This is a genomic window from Paraburkholderia sp. JHI869, from assembly GCF_038900775.1.
Classification (GTDB): Bacteria; Pseudomonadota; Gammaproteobacteria; order Burkholderiales; family Burkholderiaceae; genus Paraburkholderia.
In genome coordinates this window covers 23,995-44,873 of sequence record NZ_JAYMSC010000036.1, presented here as the reverse complement: position 1 = coordinate 44,873, position 20,879 = coordinate 23,995, and the positions used below count along the sequence as shown (strand labels likewise).

General features: G+C 64.7%; 17 protein-coding genes. 12 read left to right on the top strand and 5 right to left on the bottom strand.

Going from position 1 to position 20,879, the window contains the following annotated elements:
- Nucleotides 1–64 precede the first annotated feature (64 nt).
- Nucleotides 65–1,057, top strand: a complete 993-nt coding sequence (locus VSR72_RS37160) for a tyrosine-type recombinase/integrase (RefSeq protein ID WP_342957202.1) — start codon at nt 65–67, stop codon at nt 1,055–1,057.
- A 106-nt stretch (nt 1,058–1,163) separates the two neighbouring features.
- Here the strand turns inward: VSR72_RS37160 and VSR72_RS37155 are convergent, their stop codons facing one another.
- Nucleotides 1,164–2,369, bottom strand: coding sequence for a DNA-binding protein (locus tag VSR72_RS37155; protein ID WP_342957201.1), 1,206 nt, complete (start codon nt 2,367–2,369; stop codon nt 1,164–1,166).
- Nucleotides 2,370–4,246: 1,877 nt separating this feature from the next.
- Here VSR72_RS37155 and VSR72_RS37150 point away from each other — a divergent pair.
- The gene (locus VSR72_RS37150; RefSeq protein ID WP_342919137.1) at nt 4,247–5,605 is read left to right on the top strand and encodes a replication initiation protein; all 1,359 of its coding nucleotides are present in this window, start codon (nt 4,247–4,249) and stop codon (nt 5,603–5,605) included.
- 138 nt (nt 5,606–5,743) lie between these two features.
- Here the strand turns inward: VSR72_RS37150 and VSR72_RS37145 are convergent, their stop codons facing one another.
- Complete coding sequence (locus tag VSR72_RS37145; protein ID WP_342957200.1) at nt 5,744–6,823, bottom strand: ParB/RepB/Spo0J family partition protein; 1,080 nt, start codon at nt 6,821–6,823, stop codon at nt 5,744–5,746.
- Between the two features lie 24 nt (nt 6,824–6,847).
- Nucleotides 6,848–7,510 carry a ParA family partition ATPase gene (gene parA / locus VSR72_RS37140; protein WP_233883963.1) on the bottom strand — a complete coding sequence of 221 codons (663 nt, stop codon included), beginning with the start codon at nt 7,508–7,510 and terminating at the stop codon, nt 6,848–6,850.
- Nucleotides 7,511–7,989: 479 nt separating this feature from the next.
- On the opposite strand from parA, the gene arsC reads away from it, so the two are divergent.
- Nucleotides 7,990–8,343 carry an arsenate reductase (glutaredoxin) gene (gene arsC / locus VSR72_RS37135; protein WP_342957199.1) on the top strand — a complete coding sequence of 118 codons (354 nt, stop codon included), beginning with the start codon at nt 7,990–7,992 and terminating at the stop codon, nt 8,341–8,343.
- A gap of 350 nt (nt 8,344–8,693) precedes the next feature.
- The gene (locus tag VSR72_RS37130) at nt 8,694–9,248 is read left to right on the top strand and encodes an NAD(P)H-dependent oxidoreductase (RefSeq protein WP_342957198.1); all 555 of its coding nucleotides are present in this window, start codon (nt 8,694–8,696) and stop codon (nt 9,246–9,248) included.
- A 39-nt stretch (nt 9,249–9,287) separates the two neighbouring features.
- Here VSR72_RS37130 and VSR72_RS37125 read toward each other — a convergent pair whose 3' ends face one another.
- Nucleotides 9,288–10,007 (bottom strand): hypothetical protein, encoded by a 720-nt coding sequence (locus VSR72_RS37125; RefSeq protein ID WP_342957197.1) that lies wholly within the window; start codon nt 10,005–10,007, stop codon nt 9,288–9,290.
- 165 nt (nt 10,008–10,172) lie between these two features.
- On the bottom strand, nt 10,173–12,452 hold the full coding sequence (locus VSR72_RS37120; protein ID WP_342957196.1) for an ATP-binding protein: 2,280 nt from the start codon (nt 12,450–12,452) through the stop codon (nt 10,173–10,175).
- 629 nt (nt 12,453–13,081) lie between these two features.
- Between VSR72_RS37120 and VSR72_RS37115 the strand changes: the two genes are divergently transcribed.
- The 8 genes from VSR72_RS37115 to VSR72_RS37080 all read left to right on the top strand — a co-directional run bounded on the left by VSR72_RS37115 (nt 13,082) and on the right by VSR72_RS37080 (nt 20,778).
- A complete protein-coding gene (locus tag VSR72_RS37115; protein ID WP_321925897.1) occupies nt 13,082–13,450 on the top strand; it encodes a response regulator in 369 nt (122 codons plus the stop codon).
- Entirely contained in the window at nt 13,443–14,066 is a 624-nt protein-coding gene (locus tag VSR72_RS37110; RefSeq protein WP_110383369.1) for a chemotaxis protein CheC, read from the top strand. Before VSR72_RS37115 ends, VSR72_RS37110 begins: the two co-directional genes overlap by 8 nt.
- Complete coding sequence (locus VSR72_RS37105; RefSeq protein ID WP_342957195.1) at nt 14,063–15,007, top strand: diguanylate cyclase; 945 nt, start codon at nt 14,063–14,065, stop codon at nt 15,005–15,007. The genes VSR72_RS37110 and VSR72_RS37105 overlap by 4 nt, the downstream gene beginning before the upstream one ends.
- A 265-nt stretch (nt 15,008–15,272) precedes the next feature.
- A complete protein-coding gene (gene hpnD, locus VSR72_RS37100) occupies nt 15,273–16,124 on the top strand; it encodes a presqualene diphosphate synthase HpnD (RefSeq protein WP_342957194.1) in 852 nt (283 codons plus the stop codon).
- A complete protein-coding gene (gene hpnE, locus VSR72_RS37095) occupies nt 16,124–17,392 on the top strand; it encodes a hydroxysqualene dehydroxylase HpnE (RefSeq protein WP_342957193.1) in 1,269 nt (422 codons plus the stop codon). The genes hpnD and hpnE overlap by 1 nt, the downstream gene beginning before the upstream one ends.
- On the top strand, nt 17,389–19,455 hold the full coding sequence (gene shc, locus VSR72_RS37090) for a squalene--hopene cyclase (RefSeq protein ID WP_342957192.1): 2,067 nt from the start codon (nt 17,389–17,391) through the stop codon (nt 19,453–19,455). Before hpnE ends, shc begins: the two co-directional genes overlap by 4 nt.
- Before the next feature lie 53 nt (nt 19,456–19,508).
- A complete protein-coding gene (locus VSR72_RS37085) occupies nt 19,509–20,174 on the top strand; it encodes a phosphorylase (RefSeq protein ID WP_342957236.1) in 666 nt (221 codons plus the stop codon).
- Between the two features lie 118 nt (nt 20,175–20,292).
- Nucleotides 20,293–20,778 (top strand): hotdog domain-containing protein, encoded by a 486-nt coding sequence (locus VSR72_RS37080; RefSeq protein ID WP_342957191.1) that lies wholly within the window; start codon nt 20,293–20,295, stop codon nt 20,776–20,778.
- Nucleotides 20,779–20,879 lie beyond the last annotated feature (101 nt).

Sequence of the window (20,879 nt, the reverse complement as noted above, 5' to 3'; positions counted from 1 at the left end):
TACGGCGGCAATGATCCCGCTATCGCTATAATGTTCACGTAACGCAACTAACGGAATGATAGAGATGGCATCCTCCACTTCCTCACGCGACCTCTTCGACCAGCAACGCCAAGACTGGCAACGCGACCCCATCGCCGCATTCGACGCATGGCTCGCTTCGCAGGACTTGCGCCGCTCCTCCGCCGAGGTCTATCGCGTGCAATGGGGACGCTTTCTCGAATGGCTCGCGCTCAAGCGCAAGACGATCATGACCGTGGATACCGGCACGATCGCCGAATTCGTCGCAAGCCTCGACGTCAAAAAACCGCAGCGGCTTCGCTACCTGCGGCTCATCGAGCGCGTGCTCGATCACGTGCGCGAAATCGAACTCGCCTCCACCAACCCGGCGCGCTTCATTGCCCAGGACGGCGAAGCCGCATGGCGCAACGCACGCGAGAACGAACCGACCGGCTTCCTCACACCCGATGAGCGCGCCGCGATCATCGGGCAGTTGTTCTCGCCGCTCGTCGAACCCTCTGCCGCGAAACGATGGCGCGAACGCCGCGACCGCGCGCTCGTCGCCATTTTTCTGGGCGGCGGTCTGAAAACGGGAGACGCCATCGCGCTCACGCTCGATTGCGTGGCGATCGGCTCGGAGTGGGTCACGATCGAAGCGGCCAACCCGGCATTTACACGCGTCACGCGACTGACGCCTTTTGCCGTCGACGTGCTCGGCGCCTGGCTCGAAGCGCGCAGACTGGCTGGACTACCAGGGCAACTGGTTTTTCCTGGCTCGCCTTCGGGACGCTCCATGCACAAGGCCACCGTGTTGCGCGCCATCGACGCATTGATGGAGGCCGCCGGCGTAGCCGAAACCCGCGCCGAACGCGCAAGTCCGCAAACCCTGCGCAACACGTTCGCTGCGGATCTGTTCGAGCGCGGCGTGGATACCGATCAGGTAGGGCAGTGGCTCGGTTTCCTGCAGCCGATCTCTGCGGGGCGACTCCATCGCGCATGGAAAACGTGGGCGGAACGCGAGACGGCACAACACGCATCCGAGCAAAACGAGAAGGCGTGAAACTTCGCGCCCGCGGGTGATCTGCCTCTCGGCGGTCGCATGCGCATCTCCCGTAAAAGCTCACGTATCCGGGCGGCGCTGACTGACCGTCTGATCCGATAAGCGCTCACGAAGCCTGTTCGTGCGAGTGCTTGCCTGCCATGAAGCGCGCGTACGCCGCGAGCTTCGACAGCCCCGTGCCCGACGTGTGCTCGCACTCCGGGCAAGTGAATTCGAAACCATCGTCCACTTCGGACAACTCCGGTTCTCCTTCGTGACAGTTAGGGCAACGCGTCGGCAAGGCGACGTGACCATCGACCGCGGTGCCGAGGCTCGCCAGTTCGGTGTCGCCCAGCCGGCCCGCAGCGGCAAGTGAACAGAGCACGGACGCGACCGATGTGTCGAGTCCTTGCTGGCCGCGTAATGCCGTGACTTGCCGGGTGAGCACGTCCACTTCATCGGAGCGTTCGCGCAGCACGGCGTCGAGCCGGTCGGCGCGAGCCTTCGCCGTTGCCAGTTGCTGGATGAAATCGAATTCCTTCTTGCTGGCATCGCGCTGCGCCGCCTGCCAGGTCGACGACATCGTGCGCAACGAGTCCAGTTCGACCAGCATGGGCTTGACGCGTCGTTCGGCCTCGGCGAGCGCGTCCTTGATCTGCTGCGCATAGTGCTCGGTGCTCTTGCGCATTTCCTCGTGCAAGCCGTCGATGCGATCTCGCAAACCCGCGTTGGTCGTCTGCTCCGCCTCGACCCGTTTGCGCAGCGCGTCGTTTTCCGTTTCGAGCCGCTCCAGCAGCACTTCGCGGTTGCCATGCGCCGCGACGCCCTGCGCAGATGCCGCGGCGAGCTGGCTCTCGAGTTCGCGCACCCGCTCATAGGCCGCTTCCACCCGAGCTTCGCTGCGTTGCAACATCTCAGCGGCGGCCGAGCGACGGGCTTCGGCCTCGCGGGTCGCCTGTTCGGCATCGAGGCGGCCAGCTTCGAATTCCGTGCGTTCAGACTGCAGGGCATCGCCCGCGAGCGCCAGCGCTTCCTCGAAAAGCGCGCCAAGCAGTTCGCCGGCGCGCTCTTCCAGCGCGGGCGGAATCGCTCCGGCGCCCACACGCACTTTTGACGTCGCGCGAATGCGTTGCCAAAAAAGCTCGATGTCCTTTGGGATGTCGCTCGCACTGCCGGTCTGGGTCAGTTCGCGGACAGCGGCCATCGAAGGCTTGATCTCGAAATCGAAGAACAAGCGTTTACAGGCATGCAATGACAGTTCTTGCCTGCGTGCACCGTTGTTGCGCAAATGCTCGATTTCTTCGCGGATTGCCTGGCGGTCCTGGTCTCGCATATTCGTCTTCTCGGCAGGGGAGTGGACGAATAATAACAAATTACGTTCTATTTGCTACGTTTTCGAGTGGCAAGATCGCCGGAGGTAGAGAAATGGCGTTGAGTGGGCGCTTTCTATCGATGCAAGGCGAGATCGAGTGCGTTTCCCCGTGAAACAAATCGAACTTTGTTTCATAAGCCCTTGTAAACGCGCGAATTTTCGATCCGATTTTACTGCGATCCGTTGTTTCACGCGAGCGGGCTCAATCCGTTGCTCCGTCGGTTCGACTGGAATGTGGATATCTCCGGTTACTCGCGGGGAGATTCTTGCTTGAGAGATATAAAAGTAAACACCCTTGATACCGGTTAAAAACGTTAACGCCACGGCAAACCCTTATCTGGCGGGGCTTTCCGGGCGGTCAGGTGAAACTTTACGGGACCCTGGGTGAGCGCCTGCGGGACAGTTGGGTGACGGGCTTCGGGAATGCCGGTGAGCCAGTGCGGGAAAGGACGTGAGCGGGTTCAGGAGCGGTGGGATTCTTGACTTCCCGGCAACGGTGAGACGATACAGGAGGCCATGGCCGGGCAGGTCGCGAGTGGCTGGGCCTGGCTGTGATGTTACGGGAAATGCAACGGTGAGCGGGTTCGGGAGGGGGGATTCGCACCATTTTTCGGCTAAATCCACGGCTTGAAACGCGTGAAGTGAGAAAGATCGGGAAAAAATGCGGATCGAAGGTGAAGTTTTTCGGGAGCCAACGGGCAAATTCGGGTGATTTGGGCGGCTCGAGGGCCCAAAGGTGAGCCTTTTCAGGGGCTTGCCTGCCGATCGAACCGATCTGCCGACTCCGTGCGACTCGTCGCCGAGACCTCTGCGCAGCGAAAGGTGAGGATTTTCAGGAGATTTCCGCAGTGCCGCGAAATGCGAGGCATCCGTCGACGCCCGCATGGTGAAGGTGAGGGTTTTCAGGACAATTTTTCAGCAGATTTCGTGCCAAAGGTGAGCAAATTCGGGAGGAAGTTGGTGTTCACTGCGCTGCGAACGCCGAAATTGCGTGGTTGCAGATGGGGCTTGTTTTCGTTGGGTTACCGCTCAGGTGAGATTATTCAGGAGCGGTTTTTCGGCAGCCTCGCATTTGTTCGGATGTTCTCCCTCTCTCTGAGGTGAGGTGATACGGGAGTCGACAGCGCATTCCCGTGCTGGCTGCGGATGTGGATAAGTCGCGGAATCCATTGATTTTTTCTTCCCGATGCCATGAGCGGTGAGGTTTTCCGGGAGACGCCGCGACCGTGCAGAGCAACAGGCTCTGGACGCAAATGGTGAGTGTTTTCGGGAGCCGTCGCAGCATGGCCGCCGTAGTGGTGGCCTTCCGGAGCAGATTGGTTGGTTTAGCCGGCGCAACGATAGGTGAGAGTATTCGGGACCCTTGGGGCACGTATGGCTAGCCGCCCGACGATTCGAACCGTCGATGGCCGGTTTACGCAGCCTTTGCCTCCACAATTTGGACTCTCCGGTGAGCCTGGGCGAGCGATGTGCCGTGTTTTGCTGCAGTGCGATCGCATCGCAGCGGACTTTTTAGGCCGTGACCGGTCGGGAACCTCGATTTCGTTGCCACGGACCCAGTTTTCTCACCGTGCGCGCGAAAATATTTAAGGTGAGGTAATACGGGAGTAGATGGCGCCCCTTGCCGCACCGACAGAAATACGGGATCGGGCCGGATCGCGCATGAGGCAAAGCACCCCGCTGGAAGGACATCTGGCCAAAGGTGAGGCGATACGGGAGGGTGTCGCGGTGAGCGGCGCGCGCGATGTGCGCATCACCGGCAATGGTGAGGGAGGCCCTATAGACGCCTATCACCACAGACGGTATCCTTTCGCGAAATTCTCTCCTCGACCCGACGCATGGCCACGAAGCGCGTGAAAAAGACCGATGTGGTAAGCCCCAGCTCGGCGGAATTGCGCAAGGCCGTCGAGGCGATCGCGATCCAGCCGAAGAGCGGCAAGATCACCCTGCTGACCCGCAAGCTGTTCAACGTTTTGCTGGCTGTCGCCCAGCAGGCGGACGAGTCGGGCGACACCTACCGTGCGCTGCTTTCCGACATCGTCGCCAACTCGGCGTTCGATTCGAACGATACCGCGCTCGTGAAAGAGCACCTGCGCCGCATGGTGTCGGTGCAGGTCGAATGGAGCCAGGGCACGTCGAGCCAGAAGCCCGGCCGCAAGTGGGGAATCTCCACGCTGATTGCGGACGCGGAAATTCTCGAGGATCCGCAAACCCGTCGCGTCTGGGTGGAGTTCTCGTTCGCGCCGAAGATCAAGAAGAAGCTGCTGGATCCGGTCCAGTACGCCCGCCTGAGCCTCCAGTTCCAGAGCCAGTTGCGCAGCAGCGCGGGACTTGCGCTTTACGAGATCTGCGTGCGCTATCTGACCAACCCCAGCCATCTGACGATGCGCGAGACCTGGGAGTGGTGGCGCCCGATCCTTTCCGGGACCCCGGACACCGAAGCCGGCGACGAAGCCAAACGCGAATACAAGTATTTCAAGCGCGATTATCTGCGGCCCGCAATTGCCGAAGTCAACGCGGTGACGAACATCTTCGTCGAGTTGATCGAGCATCGCGAAGGGCGTCGTGTCGCCGAAATCCAGTTTCGCGTGACCGAGCGCAAGCAGCCGATGCTCGCGCTCGACGAGCATCCGAATGTGTTCGACAGCACGCTCGTCGACCGCATGGTCAAGATCGGCATTCCGCTCAAGGAAGCCCAGTCGCTTTACGCCGATAGCGAGGAAAACCGCATTCGCGCCGCGTTGCAATTGACCGAGCAGCGCATGCGCAGCACGAGCTTGCCGCCGGTGCGCAGCGCCGCGGCGCTGTTCAAGGACGCGTTGAAGAAGGGCTATGCGCCGCCGGTCGAGACTGCGGCCGGCGCCACACCAGCCGTTGGCCGCAGCGCCGCCGCAGCAGTGACAGCCGACGACCCGAAGGCCCGGCTGCTCGATGAGTACGCGGCGTATCGGCGCAAGGAAGCGCGCTCGCTCTACGAGGAGCAGGGCGACATGGAGCGCGAGCTTGCGCGTCAGTCGTTCGAGACGGATGAACTGCCGGGACTGGGCTCGCATTTGCGCGATGACTGGCGTCGTCGCGGGCTGGAATCGAAGCTGGCCGACACGGCGTTTTTCGATTGGCTCGCGCGCAAGACCTGGGGCGAGCCGACCGATGGCGATCTGCTCGCGTTCACGCTGAGCCAGACGCGCGCAGCCTGACCTTCCTATGTAGCCGGCCCGCGCAAGGCGGGCGGTGGTAGTGGCCGTTCGGCCGATCTGTCAGACGTGGAACGATCCCGTCCTGTCGTCGACGGTCCGCCCGATGATGCATGGCGGCCGTCGACAAAATTTCCAACATTACTTCGTCTTCAAGATCTGCTCGATCTGCTGAAGAATCGCATCGCGTCGATCTTTGGTGAGTCCCTTCAGCCGCAGTTCGAGCCGGTCGTCGCCATATGACTTCAGGTCGCCGACGGCCACACCATCCAGTTTGATCTCCAGCCGTTGGGCGTAGCGTTGCCGCCCAGCCGGTTTCGGGCTTTCCTGCGCGCTCGCCCGGCCTTTCACGATATCCGCCACCTGACGCGTGCTGAGGTCGTCGGCCACGATGCGGTTGATGAGCCGAAGCGTCGCATCGGTGCCGCGCGCTCCGTGATAGCGCCCAACCTGATAGGCCATGTTCGAGCCGAAGCGGTCCGGGCGTGCCACCATTTCCTGCATGACCGATTCCGGCAACTTGCCGATCGAGAGCGCAACCGCGACCGTCGATTCATCGAGACCGAGGTGATCGGCAAGTTCGCGCTGACTCTGAAAATGCTTTTCGTCGATGAATCGCTTCCACACCACCGCGTTGTCGAAGACGGTTTGGGAGTCGCGCTGGACGTTCAGGTCGTAACCGAGTTTGTAGCTCTGAATGCCGATCGGCAGGTCGACGACGATCGCCTTGACGACTTCCTTGTTCGCTTCTTTGAGCGCCCGCACGCGGCGGCCGCCGTCGCTTACGTAGTAGCTGCCCGGCGACGCGTAGTCGGGAATCACATGGATCGCCTGCTGCTGCCCTTGCTTCGCGAGATTGACAGCGAGTTCTGCGATCGACGCCTTCAAATAAAAATGACGCGGATTGAAGGGGCTCGGCTTGATGTCCTTCAGCGGCAACTCGATGATCTGCCCCGGACGATAGCCGTGTGCGACGCGCCAGGCGCGGTATTCGATCGACTCGTTTTCCAGGCCGGGCGCGTCGCTGGGAACAGGCTCGAGCGCGGATTCAAAGCCAGTCACAAGGGTTGGCTGACTCGAACGTCCAGCCACTTCTTTCGTCTTCGGCTTGTCCTCGACGAGCCCGTCGATGGCGTTGAGGCGGTCGAGTGCAGTGCGCTTTTCGCTGCTCGTCGTATCAGGCCGAGCCTGAAAGCCTTTGGCGAATTGGGAGGGTTTCATTCAGGGTCCTTTATGCGCATAAAGTCAGGGGAGCATCGCCGCGATCTCGTCGGCACATGCGCGCACTTCCACTGCGGCGAGGCGAGCGCCGCGGTCGTTCATTTGCAGAACGGTCTGGCCCAATGCCATCGCCTGCTTGTACGCCTCACGTGTGGGAATCTGCGTTCTAAGCAGAGGGAAACCAAGTTCTTCCAGGGCGCGCTTCAGCTCGCGCGTGAGCATGCGCTTCTCTTCGGTCTTGTTCAGCAGGAATACCGCGCGCAGATCTTCGTTCATGACCTGGGCCTGCTGAATGAGCTTTACGAGACCAACGCTCGACCAATAATCCGCCGGAGAGGACGAAGTCGGAATGACGGCGACGGTGGCGGCGAGCAACACGACGCCAGAGACCTTCTCCGTAATCGACGGCGGGCAGTCCACCACGATCACGTCGTAGTCGTTGATGAACTTCTTGATCTCCCGGTGGATCTGGCCACCGGCTTCGGAGAGATTGACCACCGGGAAAGGGATGCCGGTGTCACCGTCGGCTGATGCACTGGCCCAATGGACTAGCGTGTTTTGGCCGTCGGCATCCACGACGAGCACCCGCTTCCCCTTCTCGTGAAAGGCCGCGCCGAGATGCATCGCGATCGTGCTCTTGCCGACCCCGCCCTTTTGTTGCGTGACTGCGATTATCTCTGCTGCCAATTGGTATTCTCCTTTTTGCTATTAGCTTGGGATTTTACCTGGAATGTTTTTCAGTTCAATGATTTTTGGCGTTATTCGCGGCCGAATTAGCCATTCGGACAAGGTTTATGCGCATAAAGGTCGGACGCGGGTCTGTGCGGATGCCGCAGAGCGTTCGCGCGCGGCACGAAAATTTGCCGAGACGACGCGCTCGATTGAAGGCGTACCTCGATCGCATAACGCGCCCACCTCACAGCTTTATGCGCATAAAGACAGCATCCCGCCCATCGCATCAGCGCGTCTCAAACAAGCGCGTGACCGATTGAACCTCCCTGCGAATCCGAAGCACGACAACATGGCAGCAGCCGGTGACAAAAGACCCGTGCCCGTCGGTTGCAGCGACATGCGTACGCATCAGCCTCTCCCACCGGTAAAATTGCAGCGATTCCCCGGTCTCACCGACGGTCACCCACCACTCCCCTTCTCGTACGCCTGACGTCATGATCACGATCTACCACAACCCCCGCTGCTCCAAGTCCCGTGCGGCTTGCGACCTGGTCTCCGCCACGAACGCGAACGAGCCAGTCGAGGTGATTGAGTACCTGAAGCAACCGCTCACCGTCGACCAACTGAAGGCGCTGCATGTGATGCTGGGCGGCCCGCTACTCGACATGATCCGCACCGGTGAAACCGAGTACACGGCGCTCGGCCTCGACGCACCCGGTATCACAGATGATCAGCTGTACGAAGCAATTGCGCGGCATCCGATTCTGCTGCAGCGGCCCATCGTCGTACGCGATGGCCGCGCCGTGATCGGCCGCCCGACTGAAAACGTCGCGGCCCTGCTTGGTTGAAATCGTAGGGATAGATGTGCTGGATTGCGCACGCGCTAAAAGCGAGTGAATCGCCGGCGCGAAAGCCCTCACGCGTGGACGAGTTGCAGTCATCGCCATGCGCGCACGGAAATTGCATCTTTGCTAACCTGCAGACGAATCCCACGCGAAGCCCGTATTCATCAGCACTCCACGTAAGTTGTCCACAAGCTTATGCCCAAAATCTGTGGATAAATTCGCGTTACCCCCTGTTATCCACAGCGCCCGCTGATACCGGGCTGGCCCGCGCGCGTGCGCATCGCCGGAATGCGCACGCGTCTATGATGATGTTTCCATCCATGCGCTTCGCGCGCACCTCCGAGGAAACCGAAATGGCCTACAAGATCGCGGTTGTGGTCGGCAGTCTGCGCAAGGATTCATTCAATCGGCAACTCGCGCACGCAGTGACATCGCTGGCTCCCGCCGATTTCACTTTCGAGTATCTCGACATCGGCGTGCTGCCGCTCTACAGCCAGGACTACGACGCCGATTATCCGGAGGTGGCCCGCCGCTTCAAGCAGCAGATCGAAGCGGCCGACGGGCTGCTCTTCGTCACGCCCGAATACAACCGCTCGATTCCGGGTGGCCTTAAAAACGCGCTCGACTGGGGTTCGCGGCCGTGGGGCACGAATTCGTGGAGCGGTAAGCCTGGCGCCGTGCTCGGCACGTCTCCGGGGGCGACCGGCACGGCCCTCTCGCAGCAGCATCTACGCAACGTGCTCGCCTATCTCGACGTCGCAGTGCTCGGGCAGCCCGAGATGTTCATCAAGCACGACACGAGCCGCATCAACGAGAAAGGCGAGATCGTCAGCGAGGACACCCGCAAGTTCCTGCAAGGCTTCGTCGATAAGTACGTAGCCTGGATCAAGCGCCAGCTCGGCCGCTGACGCCTGATCGCGACCAACGCCACATCGCGCGAGCGGGGCTCAGTGCAAGGTGCGCCGTTGCCCCGGCATGTCCTTGTGGTGCTCGGGCGAGTCTTCCTCGTACTCGAGGAATTCGTCCGGAATCTGCGGCGCGGCGCCTGCTGCGGGCCGCGTTGTTTCGGGCGCGGCAGGCACGTCCACGTGATGCGCGCCCATCACCGCTCCCGCGCCGGGCGCGCTTGCGGAAGTGAGCACGGTCGCCTCGGCCTCGCTCGTCGGCCGCATCGATTCGACGGTGGGGTCAAGCGTGGGTTCGACGGCAGCGTGTTCGCGCGCGGCTTCGCTCTGCGCGGCACGGCGGCGCATGGCATCGGCGAACTCGGAGAGACCCAGTTCGTCGAGCGCCGAGTGCTCGCGCGCAACCGGGTGATCCGTCGCCGGCCACGCCCACGGTGTGCCGCGTAGCGCCACTTCCGTCGCGTGCTCCTCGCGCAGCGTCTCGTATGCGAGGTTCGCGTGCGCCTCGTCGCTCACATGCACGCCGATACGCACGGCTTCGCCCGGCGGCGGCGTCATGCCGGTCTGGGCCTCGGCGGTTCGGCGCGCGTCGCCCGTCGATGAGAAAAAACTGCCTACGAGCCGCTCGATGCCGGCCAGCACGCCTTCTGCGCGCGCCGGCAGGTCGATGTCGTCCGCCGCGAAGCCGCGTTGCAGCAACGCGTCCTGCGCGTGGCGTGCCTCGTCGTAGGTTTGGAAAACGCCGGTCACGGTCTGTTTCATGGCAGCCTCCTTCGCCAGATGGCGACGCTCGCTTACATCATGCGCCGATTGTGCTTCGGTTGGCGCATGCCGCGCGTGACGCCACATCACGTCTAACCGCCTGATTCAGCGGGTCGCGCTGCCTGCCGCAAGCCTCGTGCCGCGAGGCGTGTCATTCGCGTTCCGTCATGCCCGCGGGCTCTGGAGCGTCGCGTCGTGCTCGTGTTTCGTCCGCGCGTGGCGGTCCTCGCGAATGGCCTCGAGCATTTTCTCCAGCAGCGCGATGTCGAACGGCTTCGACAGCACGCGCACATCGGCATTGCGCGTGCGCTCGAGCTCCTCCGCGTAGCCCGTCACGAGGATCACCGGCAGTTCCGGCTCGAGTCCCTGCAGCGCCTCGGCCAGATCGATGCCGTTCATCGTCCCCGGCATATGGATGTCGGATAGCACGAGATCGAAGCGCGGCGTGTGCTCGCCCTCGGCAAGCGGCGCTTCGACCCGTTGCAGCGCGCTCGCCGCATCGCTCGCACAGGTTACGCGGTGGCCCATCATCTGCAGGAGCGCCTCGGTGCCGGCGGCCACTTCGTCGTTGTCCTCCACCAGCAGCACGCTCAGCCCGTGCTGCACCTCGGCGCTTTCCTCGCGCGGCTCGCTCGGCCGTGGCGCCGGCGGCTCGACGAGGGAGCGCGGCAGATACAGATGCACCGTCGTACCCGCGCCGATCGCGCTGTCAATCGCGGCGAGGCCGCCCGTGCGCTCGCAGAACGCAAACACCTGCGGCAGCCCGAGACCGGTGCCCGTGCCCTTCGACTTGGTCGTGTAGAGCGGCTCGAACGCGCGCGCGAGCACGTCGGGCGGCATGCCGGTGCCGGTGTCCTCGAGCGTGATGTGCACGAAGTCTCCGTCGAGCGGGAAGCCTTCGTCGGGCCGGAAGCTGATATTGCGCGCGCGCACCGTGAAACGGCCGCCGTTGGGCATGGCGTCGCGTGCGTTCACGGCGAGATTGATCAGCGCAAGTTCGAACTCAGCCACATCGACGAGCACGGGCCACACGTCGTCGTCGACTTCGACGACGAGCGACACCTTCGCGCCCAGCGACGCGCGCAGCAGTTCGCGCGCCGCCGGCAGCCATCGTCCGACGTGAATCGTCTCGTTGCGCAGCGGCTGTTTGCGCGCCACACCCAGCAGCTGACGCGTGAGCGACTGGCCGCTCTTGAGCGCGCGCTCGACCGCCGAGAGTTCGCGCTCGAAGGCCGCCGCGCCGCGCCGCCGCGCGATCTGCACGTTGGCCGAGATGATCATCAGCAGGTTGTTGAAGTCGTGCGCGACACTGCCCACGAGGTTGCCGAGCGCTTCCATCTTGCGCGATTGCCGGTAGGCGGATTCGATCGAGCGTCGCATCGAGGCCTCGGCCTGCCAGCGCTCCCACGCCTCCTCTTCGGCGGCGAGGCGCCGCAGCGAAAGCCAGATCACGCACCACAGCGCGATCGACGGCGTGAACATCGAGATGATGAGCACGCTCAGGTGCCGGTACCAGGCCGCCCAGATCTCGGGCGTGCGATACGCGCAGGTCACGTAGACGGGGTACGCGCCCACGCGCCGGAACGCGAGGATCACATTGCTGTCGAGTAGCGCGGAATGCATGTGCACGACGCCGGACTCGGTGCCGCGCGCGAGCGCGGCGCCGAGCGGTGAGCGCGGCGTGATCACCGAGGCGTCGGCGCGCGGCGGCGGATCGAAGGCGAGGATCGTGCCGTCGCTGCGCACGAGGCCGAGCGCCATTGGCGAGCCGGGGCCGAGCAGGTCGCGGTAGAACGAGCTGAAATAGCCGGGGCGCAAGGCGACCGAGACGAGACCCGCAAACTCGCCGGCGTCGTTCAGGCGCGCCACGCCCATGTTGAATACGGTCTCGCCGCTCACCTGGCCCTGCATCACGCGCGAGACGTGGTCGATCACACGGCCGTCGCGGATGCCGGCGAAGTCGTCGCGCGCGGCGATCGACACGGGCGGCGGCGGCGAGTAGCGGCTGCTCGCGAGCAGGTCGCCGTCGCTGCCGAAAACCGACACCGCGGCCACCTGCGGATAGCCGCCGCCAATTGCGTCGAGTTTTTCGTGGATTTGCGGTTCGCTGGCGCGGATGCCGTCGTCGTTCAGGCCACGCACGAGGTCGACCACGCGCGCGTCGAGCGCCTCGTTCATGTCGAACACCTTGAGCGCGTGCTCTTCGGCCACGCGCACGGTGCGCAGCGTGGTGTCGGTGGCGTCGGCTTCGCGCGCGCGCAGGTCGTTGTACGCCATGGCGGCGACGTAGAGGCACGGCAGCACGATCGCCGCGACGAGCAGCGCGAGCAGCGTGCGCCGGCGCACCGTAAAGTCGTGGCCCGGCGCGGCCGGAAACGGCGCGTCGTCGGCAGGGGGCGGCAGGGGTGTGCGTTCGTCTGGCCGCTCGGGCCGGTCAGCAATCATCGTACGGAAAAGCAGGGAAAAGGCGGTGGGGCTTGCGACATGATAAACGACCGCGATGACGCCCCGACGGCCAGCGCATACCCGCAGCGCCGCAAACATCGTGTGGCAAGTTCGCCGCCCAGGGGTTTTCCTCTTCCTTCATGCCGAATTCGCGAAAATCGGCGAAGCGCAAACGTACCACAAAGGGATAATCGACGCTCTTTATTTAATGGGTGGATCATTTATTTCCAAAAATTAAGCTGGATGAGTCAATTTCATTCGTTGATTGATTAACGGCGAGTTGCATTTGATTCAATTTGATTCGAGAATCGCGAACAAGATAAATAACGCATACGCATGCAAGCCATGCCCGCCGAAAAGGCGCATGGCCATGCGACGGGGTGGCTGCAGATATGCAGACGAGGGCCTTCACGACCGGCGCACGGGTTGCCGGTATCGATCGGGTGACAGCAGGGCGATGGCGCGGCCATGCGCCTTGCGTTGGCACGCCAGCGCGCGGGTCCGTTCATGCGTTATGCATTATTCGGCCGGTTCGCAATTTTCTTTGAAGTTTCCCTAAAGTAATTGCCCACGCCGCCGTTAATCCGTCGAAACGCACTCCGTCCAACGCACACTCATCCAGCATATCCATGTCCTTGCCCATCGTGATCGCCGATGACTCGCTGTTAGCCCGCAAGGTGCTCACGAAGGCGCTGCCCGAGGACTGGGACGTGGCGATTTCGTACGCGTCGAACGGACATGAAGCGCTGGCTCATTACCGCGCCGGTCGTGCGGCTGTCATGTTCCTCGACCTCACGATGCCCGACTTGACGGGCTTCCAGGTCCTCGAAGCGTTGCAGCATGAAGACCTGAACACGTTCGTGATCGTTGTTTCTGCGGACGTCCAGCCTCGTGCCCGCGAGCGCGTGCACGCGCTCGGCGCGGCGGCGTTCGTCGCAAAGCCGGTCACCCAGGAGGCGCTGCTGCCCATCCTGAAGGAGTACGGGTTGTATGCCTGATCGAGTGTTCACGGAACTCCAGCGCGACGCGCTCCAGGAGATCGCCAATCTCGGCATGGGGCAGGCAGCGACGCGACTGTCGGGGCTGCTCAACGCCTTCATCGAGCTTTCGGTGCCGCGCGTTCGCGTGGTCGCCGTGTCCGAAGCCGCGGCGGCGCTGCGCGAGATGACCGGTATCGACGGCCCGGTCGCGGCCGTGCGCCAGGGCTTTCGCTCGGAGATCAAGGGCGAGGCGCTGGTGATTTGCCGCAGCGGCGAGATCGCCGAACTCGGCAGCCTGGTCGGCGGCCCCTACGCCACGATCGGCGACGACGCCCTCACTGAAGAAGAGCTGATGTTCGACGTCGCCAACGCGCTCACAGGCGCGTGCGTCTCGTCGATGCTCGACCAGCTCGGCCGCATGCCGGTGTTTTCGCAGCCGGGCCTGCTCGGCGAGGCGATCATGCTCGACGAGGTGTTTCAGCCCGGCCTGCTCGCCTGGGACGTAGCCCTCCTCGTCGAAGTCAATTTCGCGCTGGAAGATCAGCGCTTTCGCGCCCACCTCGTCATGCTGATGGCCGAGGAGTCGATCCATGTCGTGAGCCGGGCCATCGACGCGTTGTTGCACAGCCTATGAACGAGCCAGCCGGGTTGCCATCGCTAGCGGATCTCGTCGTCGAACGGGTCGGGTTCGGCATTTTCGTCGTCGATCGCGAGATGAACGTGCTGAGCTGGAACCGCTTCATGCAGGACCACAGCGGCGTGACGGCCGAGGACGTGATCGGCCGCTCCATCTTCGAGCGCTTCCCCGACCTGCCGCGCGCGTGGCTCACGCGCAAGGTGGAGAGCGTGTTCCAGCTGGGCAGCTTTGCGTTCAGCTCGTGGGAACAGCGCCCGTATCTGTTCCAGTTCGACCATGACCGGCCGATCACGGGCGGCGTGGACTACATGCAGCAGGACTGCACCTTCATGCCGCTCATGCGTGGGCGCGACGTGATCGCCGTGTGCGTGACCATCTCGGATGTCACGCACGTGAGCGTCATGCAGCGTGAGCGCGAGGAAGCCGTGGCCAAGCTGCGCGAATACGCCGACCGCGACGGCCTCACCGGCATCGCGAACCGGCGCTTTTTCGAAACGCGCCTTGCCGACGAATTCCTGCGCTGGCAGCGCTACGGCGGCGAGCTTTCGATGCTGCTGTTCGACCTCGACCACTTCAAGCGCATCAACGACGAATTCGGCCACGTGGCCGGCGACACGGTGCTGCGCTCGATGGCGCAGCGCGTATCAGGCGTGGTGCGCAAGCAAGATGTGTTCGGACGCTTCGGCGGCGAGGAATTCGCGCTGCTCCTGCCGTGCACGCCGCTCGACGACGCGCTCTACGTGGCGGAGAAGATCCGCCGCACGATCGGTGACGAGCCGATCGAGGTGCAGGGTGTGATCGTGCCCGTGACGGCTAGCGTCGGCGCCGCCACCGCGCGCACAGGTGCGCCCGACTACGAAGGCATGATCAACGAGGCGGACGCCGCTCTCTACACCGCGAAGCGCCAGGGGCGCAACCGCTCGGTCGCGCTCGCCTGAAGTTTGCCTGATGCTTCCCGGGGCGCGGACGGCCCCGCCTCAATCCCCTCATCGCCCCATGCTCCGGGGCTACGCGCCCTTGACTCAACTGCGGTGCGACCCAAAGGTTGATATACTTTTGCCCGTTTCCGGCCTTGCGCGCCACCTGGCGAGCCATTTTAGGGTCGGGTGCCTCGCGCGTGACCGCGCGCGCGGGCGACCCGCGGCAATGCGGGCCCGAATAGAGTCGAACGCCCGTTGAGGGCGCCCCCCAGCGGAGATCGTCTTGGCTGTTTCCAATCTCGTCGTGGACGATACACAACAAACCGACGCTGCCGCCGCTTCGTCGGGCAGCTCGTTTTATCTGGCGATGCGGATCCTGCCTCCTGCGCAGCGCGACGCCATGTATCAGGTCTACGCCTTCTGCCGCGCTGTCGACGACATCGCGGACAGCGACCTGCCGCGCGCCGAGCGCGCGGCGGGGCTCGACCAATGGCGCGCCGACATCGACGCGTGCTATGCCGGTACGCCGCGCGCATCGCTTGCGGCGCTCACGCGCCACATCCATACGTTCGGCCTCCAGCGCGAAGACTTCCACGCGATGATCGACGGCATGGCGATGGACGCCGCCGAGGACATCTGCGCGCCCGACGACGACACGCTCGACCTGTACTGCGACCGCGTGGCGAGCGCCGCGGGCCGGCTGTCGGTGAGAATTTTCGGGATGCAGGAAGAGCCTGGCCGCTTGCTGTCGCACCATCTGGGCCGCGCGCTGCAGCTTACGAACATCCTGCGCGACATCGACGAAGACGCGGACATCAACCGCTGCTATCTGCCGCGCGAACTGCTCGCGCGCGAAGGGATCGCCGCTGGCAATCCGCACACGATCGCCGCCGACCCGTCGCTGCCGCGCGTATGCGAGACGCTCGTACAGCGCGCCCGCGCGCACTTCGCGCAAGCCGACGCGATCATGGATGCCGCGCCCCGTGCGCAAGTGAAGGCGCCGCGCATCATGTCGGGCGTCTACCGCGTGCTGCTCGAGCGCACCGTGGATCGCGGCTTCGACCTGCCGCGCACGAAAGTCAGCAAGCCGCGCGCACGGCTGATGTGGATCGTCGCGCGTTACGCGCTGTTCTGATGCCTCGGCTAGTCCACGTCATCGGCGCTGGGCTCGCGGGCCTCGCGACGGCCGTGCGGCTTCAGCGGCGCGGCGTGCAGGTGGCGCTCTACGAGGCCGCCAGCCAGGCAGGCGGGCGCTGCCGCTCGTACTACGACCGCACGCTTTCGGCGACGCTCGACACGGGCAATCATCTGGTGCTGGCGGGGCATGCGCGCACGCTCGAATATGTGCGCACGATCGGCGCCGGCGACGCGCTCTCCGGCCCCACGGAGCCGGGCTTCGCGTTCATGGATATCGCCGCGTGCTCGCGCTGGACGGTGCGCTTCTCGCGCTCGCGCATGCCGTTCTGGATCGGCGATGCGCGCTCGCGCGTGCCGGGTACGCGCGCCGCCGACTATCTGGGGCTGTTGCCGCTGCTGTTCGCCAAGCCGGGCCGCACGATGGCGCAGACCATGCGCTGCGAAGGCGTGCTCTGGGACCGGCTGCTGCACCCGTTCTTTCTCACGGCGCTCAATGTCGAGCCGCGCGTGGGCAGCGCGGAACTAGCCGGTGCGATGTTGCGCGAGTCGCTTGCGGCGGGCGGCGAGTCATTCCGGCCGCTCGCAGCGCGCGGAGGGCTTTCCAGCGCGTTCGTCGATCCGGCCTTGCGCATGCTTCAACACGGCGGCGCGGCGATTCGCCTCGACGCACCACTGCGGGAGATCGTGTACGACGACGCGGCGGGCCGCGTCGCCGCACTCGATTTTCCAGACGGGCGGATCACGCTCGCTCCTGACGAAGCGGTCGTGCTGGCCGTGCCCGGCGCGGCCGCAGCGGCGCTCGTGCCCTCGCTGCAGGCGCCGCAGCGCCACAATGCGATCGTCACGGTGCACTATGCGGTGGCGCCGCCGCCAGGCCTCGTCACGCCGATGGCGCTCGTCAACGGCACGGCCCACTGGCTGTGCACGGCCGAAGGGCGGCTCTCGGCGACGATCCACGACGCGCACGCCGTGCTCGACCTCGATCCCGAGGAGATCGCGCGCCGCGTGTGGGCCGACGTGGCCGAGGCGGCCTCGCTGCCGCTCGAGCCGCTGCCCGCGTGGCGCGTGTGCGCCGATGCGCGCGCGACCTTCGCCGCGGTGCCCGACGAGGAATGGCGCCGCCCCGCGACGCGCACGCGCTGGAACAATCTGATGCTTGCAGGCGACTGGACGGCTACCGGTCTGCCCGCGACGATCGAAGGAGCGATCCGCTCGGGCCGCAAGGCCGCCGAGCTGCTCCTGACCGAAAATTTGGAACGTAGATGAACGATTTATCCCAAGCCATGCCGACCGAAGACATCGTCAGCCGCCCAAGCGGCGCTGACGTTGCCGACGCGCCGGTCGAGGCGACGCCCGCTCCCGCGTTTGCAGGCGAGACGGCCGCACCGGTCGCCACCCCGCTCGCAACGCTCGACGCTGCCGTCACGCGCGCGACCGACACGATCCTCGCCGACCAGCGCGCCGATGGCCATTGGGTCTACGAACTCGAAGCGGACGCTACGATTCCGGCCGAATACGTGCTGCTCGTGCATTACCTTGGCGAGGAAGCCAACCTCGAGCTCGAACAGAAGATCGCGCGCTACCTGCGCCGCATCCAGTTGCCGGACGGCGGCTGGCCGCTCTTCACCGACGGCGCGATGGACGTGAGCGCTAGCGTGAAGGCTTACTTCGCACTCAAGATGATCGGCGATGCCGAGGACGCCGAGCACATGGTGCGCGCGCGCGAGGCGATTCTCGCGGCGGGCGGCGCGGAGCAGGTCAACGTGTTCACGCGCATCCTGCTCGCGCTCTTCGGCGTGGTGACGTGGTACGCAGTCCCGATGATGCCCGTCGAGATCACGCTGCTGCCGCAGTGGTTCCCGTTCCATCTTTCGAAGGTGTCGTACTGGGCGCGCACGGTCATCGTGCCGCTGCTCGTGCTGGGCGCGAAGCGTCCGGTGGCGCGCAATCCGCGCGGCGTGCGCATCGACGAGCTGTTCCACGGCGCGCCGGTGAGCGTGGGCCTGAACACCCGCTCGCCGCACCAGAGCAAGGGCTGGTTCGGCTTCTTCCGCGCCGTAGACGGCGTGCTGCGCGTGACCGATCCGCTTTTCCCGAACTACCTGCGCCAGCGTGCGATCGACGCCGCCGTGGCGTTCGTGGACGAGCGCCTGAACGGCGAAGACGGCCTGGGCGCGATCTTCCCGGCCATGGCCAACGCCGTGATGATGTACGACGTGCTGGGCTATCCCGCCGATCATCCGCATCGCGCCATCGCCCGCCAGTCGCTCGAAAAGCTGGTGACGGTTCACACCGAGGAAGCGTACGTCCAGCCGTGCCTTTCGCCGGTGTGGGACACGTCGCTCGCGGCGCACGCGTTGCTGGAAACCGGCGACGCCCGCGCCGAGGAAGCCGCGCGCCGCGGCCTCGAATGGCTGCGTCCGCTGCAGATTCTCGACGTGCGCGGCGACTGGATCTCGCGCCGGCCGGCGGTGCGTCCCGGCGGCTGGGCGTTCCAGTACGCGAACCCGCATTACCCCGACGTCGACGACACGGCCGTGGTCGTGGCCGCGATGGACCGCGTGGACAAGCTCGACAACACAAACGCCTACGACGCCCCGATCGAGCGCGCGCGTGAATGGGTGGTCGGCATGCAGAGCAGCAACGGCGGCTGGGGTGCGTTCGAGCCGGAAAACACGCAGTACTACCTGAACAACATCCCGTTCTCGGACCACGGCGCACTGCTCGATCCTCCGACCGCCGACGTCTCGGGCCGCTGCCTCTCGATGCTCGCGCAACTCGGCGAAATGCCGGCGGCCAGCGAGCACGCGCGCCGCGCGTACAACTACCTGCTCGAAGAGCAGGAAGCCGACGGCAGCTGGTACGGCCGCTGGGGCATGAACTACATCTACGGCACGTGGACGGCGCTGTGTGCGCTCAACGCGGCCGGCCTCGCGCACGACGACCCGCGCATGAAGCGCGCGGTGCAATGGCTCGTGCAGATCCAGAACGATGACGGCGGCTGGGGCGAAGACGGCACGAGCTACAAGCTCGAATACCGCGGCTACGAGCGCGCCACCAGCACCGCTTCGCAAACGGCGTGGGCGCTGCTCGGCTTGATGGCCGCGGGCGCGGTCGATCATCCGGCGGTTGCGCGCGGCATCGAGTATCTGCAGAAGACGCAGCAGGACCACGGCCTCTGGGACGAAACCCGCTTCACGGCGACTGGCTTCCCGCGCGTGTTCTATCTGCGCTACCACGGCTATCGCAAGTTCTTCCCGCTGTGGGCGCTTGCGCGCTACCGCAGCCTCAAGCGCGCGGGCGTGACGCGCGTCACGGTCGGCCTGTGAGCGTGGCGGCTGGTGTCAAGGTGCGCGCCCTGCCCGTGATCGCGGTGACGGGCATGGCCTTCGAGGCGGGCATCGCCGCGGGCAAAGGGCTGGACGGTGTGCGCGCCGTCTACGCCGCGCGCGCCGATCTGCTGCAGAGCGCGCTCGCGGCGGCCCTCAAGGACGGCGCGGCGGGTATCGTCAGCTTCGGCACGGCGGGCGGTCTTGCGCCCGATCTCGAGCCGGGCACCCTGGTGATCGCGCAAGCGATCGAAGGGCCGTTCGGGCGCGTCGCGACCGACCCCGCGTGGAGCGCGCGCATGGCCGACGCGCTGATGGCCTCGCCGCTCGCTGCGAAAACGCGGCGCGGCGTGGAGGCGGCCGTTGCCGCGCCGCTCACCGGTGCGGCAGACAAGGCGGCGCTGTTCGGCGCGTGCGGAGCGCTTGCCGTCGACATGGAATCGCATCTGGCCGCCGCGGCCGCGGCCGCGCATGGCGCGCCGTTCGCGGTATGCCGCGCGATCGTCGATCCGGCCTGGCGCAGCCTGCCGAAGGCGGCAATGGCCGGCTTGCGCGACGACGGCACGACGGCGGTACTCCCTGTCCTGCGCGAACTGGCGCGCGACCCGACGCAACTGGGCGGCCTGCTGCGCGTGGCGGCGGATGCGAAAGCGGCACGCCAGTCGCTGAGCGCCGCGCGGCAGGTGCTGACAGCCACCGGCGCCTTTTTCCCCGGATGACCCTGGCGGGCTATTGAAATACATAGGGTAAACCCCTATCTCTGGTAACATCTCAGTGTTAACCCTAGGTTCGTCTCTGCGAGCTGGGGACAAATCACATATCGGGGAGCTACCAGCCATGAATTTTCATACTCGCAAGTGGGTCAAGCCTGAAGACCTGAATCCGAACGGCACGCTCTTCGGCGGCAGCTTGCTGCGCTGGATCGACGAAGAAGCCGCAATCTATGCGATCTGCCAGCTCGACAACCAGCGCGTGGTGACCAAGTTCATGTCGGAGATCAACTTCGTGAGCTCGGCGCGCCAGGGCGACATCATCGAGCTCGGCATAACGGCCACGGATTTCGGCCGCACGTCGATCACGCTGCGTGCCGAAGTGCGCAACAAGATCACGCGCAAGAGCATCCTGACGATCGAAAAGATGGTGTTCGTGAACCTCGGCGTGGACGGCGCGCCGGCCCCGCACGGCCGCGAACGCATCCGCTACGCCGACGAAGCCTACGAGCGCTATCGCCAGACCGTGCAGACGTCGGCGGACGCCACGGCGCTGGCAGCGGCGAACGAGGCAGAGCGCCAGGCCGAGAGCGAGGACGCTTCGGTGCATTGAGCAGTACGCACGGCGCGAATGAAAAACCCGGCAACCTGGGAAGGTTGCCGGGTTTTTTTGCGCTTCTGCGGCTTCAAATTTGCTTGATTCGAGTTCTTAGC

What these genes read in the sequence shown, in the direction of transcription:
- VSR72_RS37160 (WP_342957202.1), top strand. Translation starts at nt 65, where the DNA reads ATGGCATCCTCCACTTCCTCACGCGACCTCTTCGACCAGCAACGCCAA.
- VSR72_RS37155 (WP_342957201.1), bottom strand. Translation starts at nt 2,369, where the DNA reads ATGCGAGACCAGGACCGCCAGGCAATCCGCGAAGAAATCGAGCATTTG.
- VSR72_RS37150 (WP_342919137.1), top strand. Translation starts at nt 4,247, where the DNA reads ATGGCCACGAAGCGCGTGAAAAAGACCGATGTGGTAAGCCCCAGCTCG.
- VSR72_RS37145 (WP_342957200.1), bottom strand. Translation starts at nt 6,823, where the DNA reads ATGAAACCCTCCCAATTCGCCAAAGGCTTTCAGGCTCGGCCTGATACG.
- arsC (WP_342957199.1), top strand. Translation starts at nt 7,990, where the DNA reads ATGATCACGATCTACCACAACCCCCGCTGCTCCAAGTCCCGTGCGGCT.
- VSR72_RS37130 (WP_342957198.1), top strand. Translation starts at nt 8,694, where the DNA reads ATGGCCTACAAGATCGCGGTTGTGGTCGGCAGTCTGCGCAAGGATTCA.
- VSR72_RS37125 (WP_342957197.1), bottom strand. Translation starts at nt 10,007, where the DNA reads ATGAAACAGACCGTGACCGGCGTTTTCCAAACCTACGACGAGGCACGC.
- VSR72_RS37120 (WP_342957196.1), bottom strand. Translation starts at nt 12,452, where the DNA reads ATGATTGCTGACCGGCCCGAGCGGCCAGACGAACGCACACCCCTGCCG.
- VSR72_RS37115 (WP_321925897.1), top strand. Translation starts at nt 13,082, where the DNA reads ATGTCCTTGCCCATCGTGATCGCCGATGACTCGCTGTTAGCCCGCAAG.
- VSR72_RS37110 (WP_110383369.1), top strand. Translation starts at nt 13,443, where the DNA reads ATGCCTGATCGAGTGTTCACGGAACTCCAGCGCGACGCGCTCCAGGAG.
- VSR72_RS37105 (WP_342957195.1), top strand. Translation starts at nt 14,063, where the DNA reads ATGAACGAGCCAGCCGGGTTGCCATCGCTAGCGGATCTCGTCGTCGAA.
- hpnE (WP_342957193.1), top strand. Translation starts at nt 16,124, where the DNA reads ATGCCTCGGCTAGTCCACGTCATCGGCGCTGGGCTCGCGGGCCTCGCG.
- shc (WP_342957192.1), top strand. Translation starts at nt 17,389, where the DNA reads ATGAACGATTTATCCCAAGCCATGCCGACCGAAGACATCGTCAGCCGC.
- VSR72_RS37085 (WP_342957236.1), top strand. Translation starts at nt 19,509, where the DNA reads ATGGCCTTCGAGGCGGGCATCGCCGCGGGCAAAGGGCTGGACGGTGTG.
- VSR72_RS37080 (WP_342957191.1), top strand. Translation starts at nt 20,293, where the DNA reads ATGAATTTTCATACTCGCAAGTGGGTCAAGCCTGAAGACCTGAATCCG.